Source organism: Thiocapsa sp. (genome assembly GCF_011390875.1).
Classification (GTDB): Bacteria; Pseudomonadota; Gammaproteobacteria; order Chromatiales; family Chromatiaceae; genus Thiocapsa.
Window position 1 is genome coordinate 1 of record NZ_JAABRP010000156.1, and the last position, 12,192, is coordinate 12,192.

Consider the following 12,192-nt stretch of genomic DNA (forward strand, 5'->3'; position numbering starts at 1 on the left):
GTTGACCACGACCTCCATGAAGTTGGTCATCTCCATGCGCATGGTCTCGTAGCTGAACTCGGCCCCGACCGGGTTCTGCATCCAACCGTTGGCCACCAGGATCCAAAGTGCGGAGAGGTTGGACGCCAGCGCCATCAGGAAGGTGACGGTCAGATGCTGGCGTTTGGAGAGTCGCTCCCAGCCCAGAAAGAACAGACCGATAAAGGTCGATTCCAGGAAGAAGGCCATCAGGCCCTCGATGGCGAGCGGTGCGCCGAAGACGTCGCCGACATAGTGGCTGTAATAGGCCCAGTTGGTCCCGAACTGGAACTCCATGGTCAGCCCGGTCGTCACGCCCAACGCGAAGTTGATGCCGAAGAGCTTGCCCCAGAACTTGGTCATGTCCCGGTAGATCTCGCGTCCGGTCATGACATAGACGCTCTCCATGATCACCAGGATCCAGGCGAGGCCGAGTGTGAGGGGTACGAACAGGAAGTGGTACATCGCGGTCATGGCGAACTGCCACCGCGAGAGCTCGATCATGGTGCTGTCAAGCATGGCGATCTTCCCGAGGTTGGAGATCAGGAACGGCAAGGAGGGCTGTCGGGTGCCGGGCAGGGTGTCGGCGATCGGGGAGATCGCCGACGGTCCGGATCAGGTTGGCCCGCCGGTCGAAGGTGGATAAAGGTATGCCGCATGGACGACATCGGAAATGACGAATCGCAACCTGTCCTTCGGCAACGGCATCGCCCGTTTCAGGCGGCGGTACGGCCGGCATCAGTCATGATGGTGTGCGCCTTCGCCGGCCCCATGTTCATGGGTATGCGGAGCCGCCGGCGGCAGTGGCTGTCCGGCGAGGATGGCCGACACGGCCTTCAGCGGGTCCGTCGCGCTGGTGGTGTAGACCTGAATCCCGTGGCGAGCCATCCGCTGCAAAAAGCCACTCCCGGCGCCCTGCGTCACAATCCCGTTCAGGTTGAGGTCGAACAGCGGGTGATCCTCACCGTGATACTCGTGCAGGGACAACTCCATCGGCAGATCGAGCCGATCGACCTCGGTCGGATTGCCGTCGGCGTCCGCCTCGTAGATGATGAAGCGACGGCTCTTGCCGGCATGTCCGGTGATGGTTCGAAAGTTCTGGCTGGTGACGGCAATACGCATGGATTTCCCCGTGTTCAGAACGGCGAGGACGCTTCGAGTGGTCATGGATTTCGGGTCTCGTCAGGTGTGCTTGGTCGGGTGTGCCCTGCCGCGGAGCTCATGCCGGAGCCGCCTTTGTTTGGCGCAGACGCATCGCCCAGTCTTCCATCGCTGCGTTCGCCACCGGCATCGGCAATTCAATAAAGGTGATCACGAAGCCGTCGTCGGTCTCGGCGATACCGATCGAGCGGGGGCGCATCGCGAGCGCCTGTGGGTTCGGCAGGGTGATGCCGAAACAGAAGACTAGATTCCTGGCGGCACGAATGCCTTCGCCGATCCGTCCGTCCGGCAGCGATCGGGTGTGTCGGAGGTGATCGAACTCGGCGATGAAGATGGCCGACGGATGTGCCTCGATGCAGGCCCTGAAATAACCGCAGACGGCATCCACCGAGTCGAGCGGTGTCTCCTCGCGGTCGATCTCCAGCACGTAGACCGGAAAGGTCTCCTGCAGCACGGTCTGTTTCATGATCTGCCCTGACGGCCTTGGTCAAGCTGCGATGTTGCACCGCGGAATGCGCCATCATTGGGGGTGAGGGGTGCTCGGGGCATTGAAATCGGTCAACCCGGCTGAACCGCGTCTGCGGTCTGTGCCGATCCCGGTTGCGGATATGGCCGATGGAGCCCGCCGAGGGCGTCGGCGGGGACGCGGTTCAGAATAATAAAATCAATCGATCTCTTGAAACGCGTTTCTCGCGGCGCTCTCGGGTGTGCGCGATCTTGAGCCTGCCCGAGAACAGCGCATATCGCACTGGACGCGTTTCAACCCTCCGCGATGCGCTTGAGGTTGGGGATGTCGAGCAGAAAGCGGTTGGGGTTGGTTTCGACCAGAAGACTCTGCCGCTTGAACTCGGCGATGGTGCGACTTGCGGTCTCGGTGGTGATGCCGAGCATGGCGCCCATGTCCTCGCGGCTGAACAGTTGGCAGGCGCTGCTTTCGCGATCACGGACCAGGCGCAACAAGAGCCGGGCGATGCGCTGACGGGCGGATCCGGTGGAAAGCTCGGTCAGCCAGGCGTCGGCCTCGTTCAAGGCGCGTTGCCAGCGCGAGATCAGCTCGCGGTGCAAGTCCGGATTGTTGCAGCCCAGTTCGCGGACCAAGCGGGCGGGGAAGCGGCAGACCTCCGTCGGCTGAAGGGCGATGGCGTCATGCTGGTAGGTGCCGCCCTCGAGCATGGCCTCCAAGCCCAGGACATCGGTGGTCCGTGCGATCCGCACGATCCGCTGACTGCCGTCCGGGAGATACTGAACCAATTTCAGGACCCCGGTGCGCACGGTGAACATGTGATCGGCCGGATCACCCGTCCGGTAAAGACTGGTGCCGGGCTTCAGGGTGAATTGGTCGATCGGGTCGTGGATTCGCTCGAAATCGGCCTCGGCCAAACCGGCGAACAGGACGGTGGTACGGAGCGAGCAGTTGAGACAATCGGCCTCGCCCGACCAGGCATCTCGCAGCGTGACGCTTTTAACCATGGGGTCGTCTGACTCTCGTCGTTCGTGGCACGGCGGTGCCTGATAGCCCAGTGTAGCCGATCGGTTCGGGGAGATCATTTCCCGCACGGGGTTGCGCCGCGTCGTCGCCCTCTCTACCTTGACGAGTCCGATGCGCGACAATTGCACTGTTGCATGTTCGCGCTCGGGATCGCCCTCTTCATTCCACACGGTACGATCGATGACCTTGCTCAGCCTCGACTCTGTCGCCCTCTCCTATGGTTTGCCGCCGCTCTTGGAGGACGTCTCCTTCACCATCGAGCGAGGCGAGCGGATCTGTCTGATCGGCCGCAACGGCGCCGGCAAGTCGACCTTGCTGCGGATCATCGACGGGGAGAACCAGGCCGATTCGGGTCAGATCCGCGCGGCCGCGGGGCTGAAGGTGGCGCGTCTGACGCAGGAGATCCCGCGCGGTGAGGAGGGGAGCGTCTTCGAGGTCGTTTCGGCCGGCCTGGGCGATCTCGGGGTGCTTCTGAGCGACTACTTCAAGCTCTCACACGGCTTGGGGAGCGATCCGAGCGAGGAGGATCTGACGCGTCTGGCGCGGGTGCAGCAGCAATTGGAAGACGGCGGCGGCTGGGCGATCGAGCAACGCACCGAACGCGTCATCTCGCGGCTCGGGCTCGACGCCGAGGCTCGTTTCGCAGCACTCTCGGGCGGTCTGCAGCGTCGCGTCTTGCTTGCCCGTGCACTGGTGACCGAGCCCGATCTGCTGCTGCTCGACGAGCCGACCAACCATCTGGACATCGATGCGATCGATTGGCTCGAAGACTTCCTGATCGACTTTCCCGGCTCCTTGCTCTTCGTCACCCATGATCGGCGCTTCCTGCAACGGGTCGCGACCCGAATCCTGGAGCTCGATCGCGGGCGGATCACCGACTGGCCGGGCGACTATGCCAACTATCTGCGGCGCCGCGAGGAGCGTCTGCATGCCGAAGCGCAGGCCGCGGCGCAGTTCGACCGCAAGCTCGCCGAGGAGGAGGTCTGGATCCGCCAAGGCATCAAGGCGCGGCGTACCCGCAACGAAGGGCGGGTGCGCGCGCTCGAATCCATGCGCCGCGAACGGCTTGAGCGGCGCGAGCTGCAGGGCACGGCGCGCCTGCGTCTGAGCGAGGCCGATCGTTCCGGCAAGCTGGTGGTGGAGGCCGAGGAGATCAGCTTCGCCTGGGGCGACACCCCGGTGATCCGTGACTTCAGCACCCTGATCCTGCGGGGCGACAAGATCGGCATCATCGGCCCGAACGGTGCCGGCAAGAGTACGTTGCTGAAGCTGCTGCTCGGTGGCCTTGAGCCTCAGGTCGGCCAGATCCGGCGCGGGACCAACCTGCAGGTCGCCTATTTCGATCAACTACGTGCCCAATTGGACCTTGACAGAAGTGTCCAGGACAACGTCGCGGGTGGCAGCGACAAGATCGAGGTCGACGGCCAGAGCCGTCACGTCCTCTCCTATCTCAAGGACTTTCTCTTTACTCCGGAGCGTGCACGCCAGCCGGTCAAGGCGCTGTCGGGAGGGGAGCGCAATCGTTTGCTGCTGGCCAAGCTCTTCACCCGTCCTGCCAATCTGCTGGTGCTCGACGAGCCGACCAACGATCTGGACACCGAGACGCTGGAGCTGTTGGAAGACCTGCTGGTCGAGTTTCAAGGCACCCTCTTGCTGGTCTCCCACGACCGGGCATTGCTCGACAATGTCGCCACCAGCACCCTGGTCTTCGAGGGCGAAGGACGGGTCCGCGAGTATGTCGGCGGATACGAGGACTGGGTGCGTCAACGCGATCCGCGGCGCTCGGGCGAGTTCAAGACCAAACCGGCCGATTCCGGAACACAGGCGTCGGCCTCAGCGGGCGGGACGAATCAGCCCAAGGCTGCGGCCAAGGTCGAGAAGCTGAGCTTCAAAGAGTCGCGCGAGCTTGCCGAGCTGCCGGCCCGAATCGAGGCACTGGAGAGCGCGCAAGCCGAGCTGCACGTGCGCCTCGCCGATCCTGCCTTCTATCAGGCCGCCCGCGAGGATGTGGCTGTGGTCAAGGGGCGTCTGGAGGCGTTGGAGTCCGAGCTCGAGACCGCCTACGCGCGCTGGGAGTCGCTCGAGGCGCGGCGCTGATCCGGCGGTAGCGATGCCGGACGTCCGCAGCCGGGCCGACCGCCGGACATCGGGCCTCGCGCCACGTCGATGAATCCGGACCGGGTGTTTGTCGCCGTCGGCGTCCTGAACTAACATCGTCATGCGGTCCGGGTCGGGTCCTGCCGAGTTACGCATGGCGTAAACGGTTTTCCTGTCGGCCCGGCCTTGCCCGAATCCACGGTCGTCGCGGAATGGGCTGTTGAATGATTTGAGAAAAAGTTGAACCGGGTCGGGCACGGTTTTCTCGGTCTCCTCAAACGGTCGTTTTCCGTCAAACATCGGTTGTCACTCAGGACGCGGTTCAATCAATGAAGTTCACGGTCGATGAATTCCGCAGCTGGAAGCACAAGTGCATCACGCTGCTCGGGATGTCGGGGGTGGGCAAGACCTATCTCTCCGAGATGCTGCGCCGCAACGACTGGTTCCATTACTCCGGCGACTACCGGATCGGGACCCGTTATCTCAACGAGCACATCCTCGACCTGATCAAGGCGCATGCGATGCGCGATCCCTTCCTGCGCGATCTCCTGCGCCACGATTGGGTCGCTATCCACAACAACATCAAGATCAAAGATTTGGGGCCGGTGTTGAGCTTCGTCGGCAAGCTCGGGAACCCCGAGCGCGGGGGGCTTCCGCTCGGCGAGTTCAATCGTCGCCAGGCCCTGTATCGCGAGGCGGAGATCGCGGCCATGATGGATGTGCCTGATTTCGTGCGGAAGGCCCAGGAGATCTACAGCTATCCGCATCTCATCAACGACGTCGGGGGGAGTCTCTGCGAGCTCGACGAGCCGCGAGTCATCGACCTGCTCGCCAAGCACAGCCTGATTCTCTACATCCGGGTTCCGGAGGCCGACGAGATCAAGCTGATTCAACGTGCTCAGGCCGATCCCAAGCCGCTCTACTATCGCCCCGAATTCCTGCGTGCCGCGCTGAAGGACTACTTGTCGGTCCATGGTCTCGACTATGTCGCGCAAGTGGACCCGGACGACTTCACGCGCTGGGTCTTCCCGCGCCTGTTCCATTCGCGCGTGCCGCGCTACGAGGCGATCGCACGGCCCTATGGCTATACGGTCTCGTCCGAAGATGTCGCGCGTGTCCGCGACGAGCAGGATTTCATCCAGTTGATCGAGTCGGCGATCGGGCAGGCCGAGACGCCGGTCTTCGATCCCGAGTTGCAGTGATTCGAACGACAGGAACGACTCCATGCCGATCGTCGCCCACAATGGCCTCCCGACGTTCCAGCGTTTGCGCGAAGAGGGCCACAAGATCCTCGAGCCCGATCACGCGCTTCAGCAGGATATTCGCGAGCTGCACATCGGCCTGCTGAACATGATGCCGGATGCCGCGCTTGCGGCGACCGAGCGACAGTTCTTCCGGCTGATCGGTCAGAGCAATCAGATCGCGCAGTTCTATGTCCACCCCTTTACGCTCGATGCGCTCGACCGCGGTCCGATTACCCGCGAGTACGTCGAGCGCTACTACGAGCCGTTCGAGAAGATCCGTGCAGAAGGTCTGGATGCCCTGGTGATTACCGGCGCCAATGTCATGGGCCCGGACCTCGCGAGCCAGACCTTCTGGGAGCCGCTCATCGAGGTGGTGGATTGGGCCTACCACAATGTCAGCTCGACACTCTGCTCATGCCTGGCGACCCATGCGGTGTTGGAGTTTCGCTACGGCCAGCGGCGCCGTCCGCTGGGCGAGAAGCGTTGGGGTGTCTATGTGCATCGTGTGATCGACCGCAGCCATCCCTTGGTGAGCAGCGTCAACACCCGCTTCGACGTGCCGCATTCGCGCTTCAACGCGATCGGTCGCGATCAGTTCGAGGCCGCGGGCCTGCACATCCTCGCCGAGAGCGAGGAGGCCGGTGTGCATCTCGCGGTCAGTCCCGACGGGTTCCGTCAGGTGTTTTTTCAAGGCCACCCTGAGTACGACACCATCTCGCTGCTCAAGGAGTACAAGCGCGAGGTCAACCGCTTCGCCGCCGGAGAGCGCGACACGTATCCGCCTTGCCCCGAGAACTATTTCGGTGTCCAGTCGCGCGCCATTCTGGACGAGCACCGCGAGCGGATCCTCGATGCACTCGACCAGGGACGCGAGCTGCCCGCCTTTCCCGAGCAGCACATCGTCGACAGGCTCGACAATACCTGGCACGACAGCGGTGAAGGTGTGCTCGGCAACTGGATGGGACTGATCTATCAGGTCACCAACAACGACCGCAGGCTTCCGTTCATGTCACACGTGGATCCCGACGATCCGCTTGCGCTGAGTTGGCGTCGACCCCGCACCTAAATCGAGCCGGATCGCCGGGTCGCGACTGACCTGTTCAGTGGTTTTTCAGCAGCGATGCGCGAGCGGGTTGAGATTCCCGGCTGCTTGAATCGCTGGGTGTGGTATTTCGACAACAAACGCCTTCCGCCGTCTTGAAAAATGCGTCGAGCGACTCGATCCAATTTGTCGCGTCATGTGATCGATTTACCGAAAAAAATGCGTTTGCCCGGTTGTCGTTTGTTGCGTTTTGATACTAAACTTGACGCATGAGATGCAATGTGTGACGAAAAGGAAACGGTCTGTTGCCGGTATGTTTCCTCTCGTTGCCGAGCGGGCAGCTCAACCGACGTTCCCGGGCGGGATTATCGGCGTACAAGCAACAGATTCCACTGAGAAAAACATGTTCGAGCAAACAGAAAATACGATCCGCTACAAATGGGATCCCAGAACCTACACGGGTTTCAAGCTTCGGTACGATGCCGAGGGCGCGGCCAATGGCGGGCATTGCTGCTTCCACGTCGAGGACTGGACCTTCCGCAGTATCACCAACGAGTGGCCTTGCGAGGATCTCGATGAGGCGCTGGAGGTGCTGAATCATTTCTTCGCGATCGACGTTGCTCAAGAGCGCGAGCGTCTTGCCTCGTGGCTTCCGGTGACGCTGGCCGAAGCGGCCTAGTCCGCAACGCCACTCGGATCGGGCACCTGCGCTCGGCCCGAAGGCATCGAGCCCCCGTCGTCTCGGCTCTCGCCGACCGCGTCAAGACTCGCCTCTCCGCGCCATGTCCGCTGGAGAGGCGAGCATTCGTCCTCGTGTCACGGAGCAAGTTCCGGCCTTTCCCGAAGCGCACGCCTCACGAGGGTTGCCCCCCTCCCCGCCGGCAGCCGACCCGTTAGCCGTAATCTTGGCGGGTCTCTCTTGGTCGCCCATTTCCCGGGTTGGCATCAGGTTTGAAACATAGACATCCGCAATATTAGAATGCGGTAATCGTCTGGCTCATTTCCTCGCTCAAAGGTGCACACATGCAGGATCCCATTGCTCACTCCGACAGCACGGTCGGGCGAGTCGAGGTCAAGGAAACCACCTGCTACATGTGTGCATGCCGCTGCGGCATCCGAGTCCACATGCGCGACGGCGAGGTCCGCTATATCGACGGCAATCCCAAGCATCCCCTGAACAAGGGGGTGATCTGTGCCAAAGGCAGCTCCGGGATCATGAAGCAGTACTCGCCCGGGCGAATTACCAAGCCGCTGCGCCGTAAGGCAGGGGCGGAGCGGGGCGCCTCCGAGTTCGAGACGATCTCCTGGGACGAAGCCTTCGCGATGCTCGAGGAGCGCCTCGGTCGCCTGCGCGCCGAGGATCCGAAGAAGTTCGCCCTCTTCACCGGTCGCGATCAGATGCAGGCCCTCACGGGTCTCTTCGCCAAACAGTTCGGCACCCCGAACTATGCCGCGCACGGTGGATTCTGCTCCGTCAACATGGCGGCCGGGCTTATCTATACCATCGGCGGCTCGTTCTGGGAGTTCGGCGGGCCGGATCTGGATCGCGCCAAGCTCTTCGTGATGATCGGCACCGCCGAGGATCACCATTCCAACCCGCTGAAGATTGCGATCTCCGAGTTCAAACGGCGGGGCGGACGGTTCATCTCGATCAACCCGATCCGCACCGGCTATTCGGCCATCGCCGACGAGTGGGTGCCGATCAAGCCCGGTACGGACGGCGCGCTGCTGATGGCCATCTCGCACGAGATCCTCAAGCAGGGGCTGTTCGATCGCGACTTCCTGGTGCGCTACACCAATTCCGCGGAGCTGGTCATCGACGATCCGGCGCGCGACGATCACGGTCTCTTCTACCGTGCCGAGATGCACGTCGAAGAAGGCTGCTTCGATCCGGAGAACAAACTCTGGTGGGATCGCAACATCGACGGCCCCATCAGCACCCACACCCCGGGTGCGGATCCGCGGCTGATGGGCAGCTACAAGCTCGACATGGACGACGGGATCCCGGTCAAACCGGCGTTCCAGCTCCTCAAAGAGCGGCTTGAGCCCTGCACACCCGAGTGGGCCGCCGAGATCACCGGTATCCCGGCCGACACGATCCGGCGCCTTGCACACGAGATGGGCGTCACCGCGCGCGACCAGAAGATCGAGCTGCCGATCCCCTGGACCGACTGCTGGGACGTCGAGCACCCCTCGGTCACCGGCAATCCGGTCGCCTTCCATGCCATGCGCGGGATGGCCGCCCACTCCAACGGCTTCCAGACCATCCGCGCGCTCGGCGTGCTCATGACCCTGCTCGGCACCATCGATCGGCCCGGCGGTTTCCGCCACAAGGCGCCGTTTCCGCGCCCGATCCCGCCCTGTGCCAAGCCGCCGCACGGACCCGAGGCCGTCCAGCCGAACACGCCGCTCGACGGCATGCCGCTCGGTTGGCCCGCCAAGCCCGAGGATCTCTTTGTCGACGCCGACGGCGGACCGGTGCGTATCGACAAGGCATTTTCATGGGAGTACCCGCTCTCGGTCCACGGCCTGATGCACAACGTCATCACCAATGCCTGGCGCGGCGATCCCTATCCGATCGACACCCTGTTCCTCTTCATGGCCAACATGGCATGGAACTCCTCCATGAACACCAGCGAGACGCGCAAGATGCTGGTGGACAAGGATGTCGAGGGGAAATACAAGATTCCCTTCATCGTCGTCTGCGACACCTTCTCCTCCGAGACCGTCGCCTTCGCCGATCTGGTGCTGCCCGATACCAGCTATTTGGAGCGCCACGATGCGCTCTCGATGCTCGACCGACCGATCTCCGAGTTCGACGGCCCGGTCGACGCAGTGCGAATCCCGGTGCTGCCTCCGAAAGGCGAGTGCAAGCCCTTCCAGGACGTGCTCATCGAGCTGGGATCGCGCCTGAAGCTGCCGGCCTTCGTCACCGCCGAGGGCGAGCGCAAGTACCGCGACTATCCCGATTTCATCGTCAACTACGAGACATCCCCTGGATCCGGCATCGGCTTCCTCGCCGGCTGGCGCGGCAAGGACGGCGATCAGGTGCTCAAGGGCGAGCCCAACCCCAAGCAATGGGAGATGTACGCCAAAAACGGCTGCGTCTTCCATCATGAGCTGCCGCCCAGTTACCAGTACATGCGCAATTGGAACAAGGGCTATCTGCACTGGGCGCGGGCGCACGGCATGATCCGTTATGCCGAGCCCATCACCATCCACCTCTACTCCGAGGTTCTGCAGAAGTTCCGGCTGGCCGCGCAGGGCAAGTGGCCCGGACGACAGCCGCCGGATCGGTTGCGCGAGCGCGTCGAGACCTATTTCGACCCCTTGCCCTTCTTCCATCGGCCCCTGGAAGACCAACTGGTCGACACGGTGCGCTATCCGTTGAACGCGCTGACCCAGCGTCCGATGGCCATGTATCACAGCTGGGACAGCCAGAACGCCTGGCTGCGTCAGATCCACAGCCACAACTATCTCTTCGTCAATCCGCTCGTCGGCAAGAAGCACGGTTTCGCCGACGGCGACTGGATCTGGGTCGAGTCGACGCTCGGCAAGGTGCGCTGCATGTGCCGCTTCTCCGAGGCGGTCGAGCCCGGCACGGTCTGGACCTGGAACGCGATCGGCAAGGCCAACGGTGCTTGGGGGCTCGGCAGCAACGCGGACGAGTCCCGCAAGGGCTTTCTGCTGAACCATCTGATCTCCGAGGAGCTGCCGCCCAGTGCGGCCGGGGAGCATCTCTCCAACTCCGATCCGGTCACGGGTCAGGCCGCTTGGTTCGATGTCCGGGTCCGGGTCTATAAGGCCGGTCCGAACGAGCCGCGGGTGTCATCGCCCCAGTTCGACGCCATGCCGCGACTGCCCGGGCAGGAGAAGCAGCGCGGCAAGTGGCAGGCCTACATGGCCGGCGTGTTCGGGAAGAAGTAGCTTCGGCCTCAGCGGTCGGTTCCGGGTCCGGCGACGCTCACGCATCGCGGGCTCGCAAGCCGATATTCGACCCCGCGGCTGACGGCCGACAACGGAGAGATTTAGACATGACTCAACTCGCCCTGGTCATCGACCTGAACGTGTGCGTCGGTTGCCACGCCTGCGTGACCTCCTGCAAGGAGTGGAATACCTCCGGCTGGGCAGGCCCGCTGGTGGACCAGAACCCCTATGACGGCAGTCCGACGGGGACCTTCTTCAATCGGGTGCAGACCTTCGAGGTCGGAGTCTTCCCCAATACCGAGACGGTCCATTTTCCGAAGAGCTGCCTGCACTGCGAGGAGCCGCCCTGCGTCCCGGTCTGCCCGACCGGTGCCTCGCACAAACGGGCCGACAACGGGATCGTGCTGGTCGATTACGACAAGTGCATCGGCTGCAAGTACTGCTCTTGGGCCTGCCCCTACGGTGCGCGTGAGTTGGACGAGCAAGAGAAGGTGATGAAGAAATGCACCCTTTGCATCGATCGCATCACCGATGCCACGCTGTCCGATCGCGACCGTCAGCCGGCCTGTGTGCTGGCCTGTCCGACCAGCGCGCGGCTTTACGGCGATGTCCATGACCCGGACTCGGAGGTCTCGGTGGCGATCCGCGAGCGCGGTGGTTATCAATTGATGCCCGAATGGGGCACCAAGCCGGCCAATCATTATCTGCCGCGTCAGAAGAACCGGATGTACATCAGTCCGGACGAGCTGACGCGTGTCGACAACCCGTTACGCAAAGAGGACCTCACCACCTACACGGGTGAGGAGACCTTGGACGACGTCGCCTGGTAGGGATGCCCGCGGATCCAAGTGCGTAGAACGGGTCGAGTACAGCGACGCCCGTCTTCGCGCTTCGAGCCGATCCGGATGAATCCGACTCGCCGACGCGACATTCGTTACAGGACATTGGTTACAGGACAAAGGCATCCACCCATGCACCCCGCATTCTCCGTCATCTTTCTGACCACGCTGCTCGGCGCCGGTCAGGGTCTGTTTTTGGCCATGTTTACCGGTCAACTCTATGCGCTCGCTCGGTTCCTCCCGGCGCAGGAAGACCAGTTCTATGCGATCGGAAGCCTGGTTGCGCTCCTTTTGCTCGTGATCGGTCTCGGTGCGTCCTTCTTTCATCTCGGACGTCCCGAGCGGGCCTGGCGCTCGGCCGCCATGTGGCGGACC

12 protein-coding genes are annotated in these 12,192 nt (G+C 62.8%); 8 read left to right on the forward strand and 4 right to left on the reverse strand.

Annotated features, from left to right (window positions below; translation table 11 throughout):
* The coding region (locus tag GPT33_RS12960) for a cytochrome ubiquinol oxidase subunit I (RefSeq protein ID WP_296809582.1) at positions 1-537 on the reverse strand (537 nt) is incomplete at its 3' end.
* Between GPT33_RS12960 and GPT33_RS12965 the strand changes: the two genes are divergently transcribed.
* On the forward strand, positions 521-664 hold the full coding sequence (locus GPT33_RS12965) for a hypothetical protein (RefSeq protein ID WP_296809584.1): 144 nt from the start codon (positions 521-523) through the stop codon (positions 662-664). The two genes, GPT33_RS12960 and GPT33_RS12965, sit on opposite strands and share 17 nt — an antisense overlap.
* A 92-nt stretch (positions 665-756) precedes the next feature.
* Here GPT33_RS12965 and GPT33_RS12970 read toward each other — a convergent pair whose 3' ends face one another.
* The 3 genes from GPT33_RS12970 to GPT33_RS12980 form a co-directional block, all read right to left on the reverse strand.
* The gene (locus tag GPT33_RS12970) at positions 757-1,185 is read right to left on the reverse strand and encodes a NifB/NifX family molybdenum-iron cluster-binding protein (protein ID WP_296809586.1); all 429 of its coding nucleotides are present in this window, start codon (positions 1,183-1,185) and stop codon (positions 757-759) included.
* 52 nt (positions 1,186-1,237) lie between these two features.
* Positions 1,238-1,645, reverse strand: coding sequence for a DUF6858 family protein (locus tag GPT33_RS12975; protein ID WP_296809588.1), 408 nt, complete (start codon positions 1,643-1,645; stop codon positions 1,238-1,240).
* 293 nt (positions 1,646-1,938) lie between these two features.
* Complete coding sequence (locus GPT33_RS12980) at positions 1,939-2,649, reverse strand: Crp/Fnr family transcriptional regulator (RefSeq protein WP_296809590.1); 711 nt, start codon at positions 2,647-2,649, stop codon at positions 1,939-1,941.
* A gap of 199 nt (positions 2,650-2,848) precedes the next feature.
* Here GPT33_RS12980 and GPT33_RS12985 point away from each other — a divergent pair, with 199 nt between their 5' ends.
* From GPT33_RS12985 to GPT33_RS13015, 7 genes are all read left to right on the forward strand, one after another.
* Complete coding sequence (locus GPT33_RS12985) at positions 2,849-4,765, forward strand: ATP-binding cassette domain-containing protein (RefSeq protein WP_296809592.1); 1,917 nt, start codon at positions 2,849-2,851, stop codon at positions 4,763-4,765.
* Positions 4,766-5,094: 329 nt separating this feature from the next.
* Positions 5,095-5,967: an ATPase gene (locus tag GPT33_RS12990; protein WP_296809594.1), complete on the forward strand. Its 873-nt coding sequence runs from the start codon at positions 5,095-5,097 to the stop codon at positions 5,965-5,967.
* A 22-nt stretch (positions 5,968-5,989) separates the two neighbouring features.
* Positions 5,990-7,075 (forward strand): homoserine O-succinyltransferase, encoded by a 1,086-nt coding sequence (locus GPT33_RS12995; RefSeq protein WP_296809596.1) that lies wholly within the window; start codon positions 5,990-5,992, stop codon positions 7,073-7,075.
* A gap of 379 nt (positions 7,076-7,454) precedes the next feature.
* Positions 7,455-7,730 (forward strand): hypothetical protein, encoded by a 276-nt coding sequence (locus GPT33_RS13000; protein ID WP_296809598.1) that lies wholly within the window; start codon positions 7,455-7,457, stop codon positions 7,728-7,730.
* A 344-nt stretch (positions 7,731-8,074) separates the two neighbouring features.
* Positions 8,075-10,978: a sulfite dehydrogenase subunit SoeA gene (gene soeA, locus GPT33_RS13005; protein ID WP_296809601.1), complete on the forward strand. Its 2,904-nt coding sequence runs from the start codon at positions 8,075-8,077 to the stop codon at positions 10,976-10,978.
* A gap of 107 nt (positions 10,979-11,085) precedes the next feature.
* Positions 11,086-11,808 carry a sulfite dehydrogenase subunit SoeB gene (gene soeB / locus GPT33_RS13010; protein ID WP_296809602.1) on the forward strand — a complete coding sequence of 241 codons (723 nt, stop codon included), beginning with the start codon at positions 11,086-11,088 and terminating at the stop codon, positions 11,806-11,808.
* A 141-nt stretch (positions 11,809-11,949) separates the two neighbouring features.
* On the forward strand, positions 11,950-12,192 hold a 243-nt coding region (locus GPT33_RS13015), incomplete at its 3' end, for a DmsC/YnfH family molybdoenzyme membrane anchor subunit (protein ID WP_296809604.1).

Bases quoted from the DNA above. Each gene is read 5' to 3' on its own strand.
- GPT33_RS12965 (WP_296809584.1), top strand. From the start codon at position 521: ATGGTGCTGTCAAGCATGGCGATCTTCCCGAGGTTGGAGATCAGGAAC.
- GPT33_RS12970 (WP_296809586.1), bottom strand. From the start codon at position 1,185: ATGACCACTCGAAGCGTCCTCGCCGTTCTGAACACGGGGAAATCCATG.
- GPT33_RS12975 (WP_296809588.1), bottom strand. From the start codon at position 1,645: ATGAAACAGACCGTGCTGCAGGAGACCTTTCCGGTCTACGTGCTGGAG.
- GPT33_RS12980 (WP_296809590.1), bottom strand. From the start codon at position 2,649: ATGGTTAAAAGCGTCACGCTGCGAGATGCCTGGTCGGGCGAGGCCGAT.
- GPT33_RS12985 (WP_296809592.1), top strand. From the start codon at position 2,849: ATGACCTTGCTCAGCCTCGACTCTGTCGCCCTCTCCTATGGTTTGCCG.
- GPT33_RS12990 (WP_296809594.1), top strand. From the start codon at position 5,095: ATGAAGTTCACGGTCGATGAATTCCGCAGCTGGAAGCACAAGTGCATC.
- GPT33_RS12995 (WP_296809596.1), top strand. From the start codon at position 5,990: ATGCCGATCGTCGCCCACAATGGCCTCCCGACGTTCCAGCGTTTGCGC.
- GPT33_RS13000 (WP_296809598.1), top strand. From the start codon at position 7,455: ATGTTCGAGCAAACAGAAAATACGATCCGCTACAAATGGGATCCCAGA.
- soeA (WP_296809601.1), top strand. From the start codon at position 8,075: ATGCAGGATCCCATTGCTCACTCCGACAGCACGGTCGGGCGAGTCGAG.
- soeB (WP_296809602.1), top strand. From the start codon at position 11,086: ATGACTCAACTCGCCCTGGTCATCGACCTGAACGTGTGCGTCGGTTGC.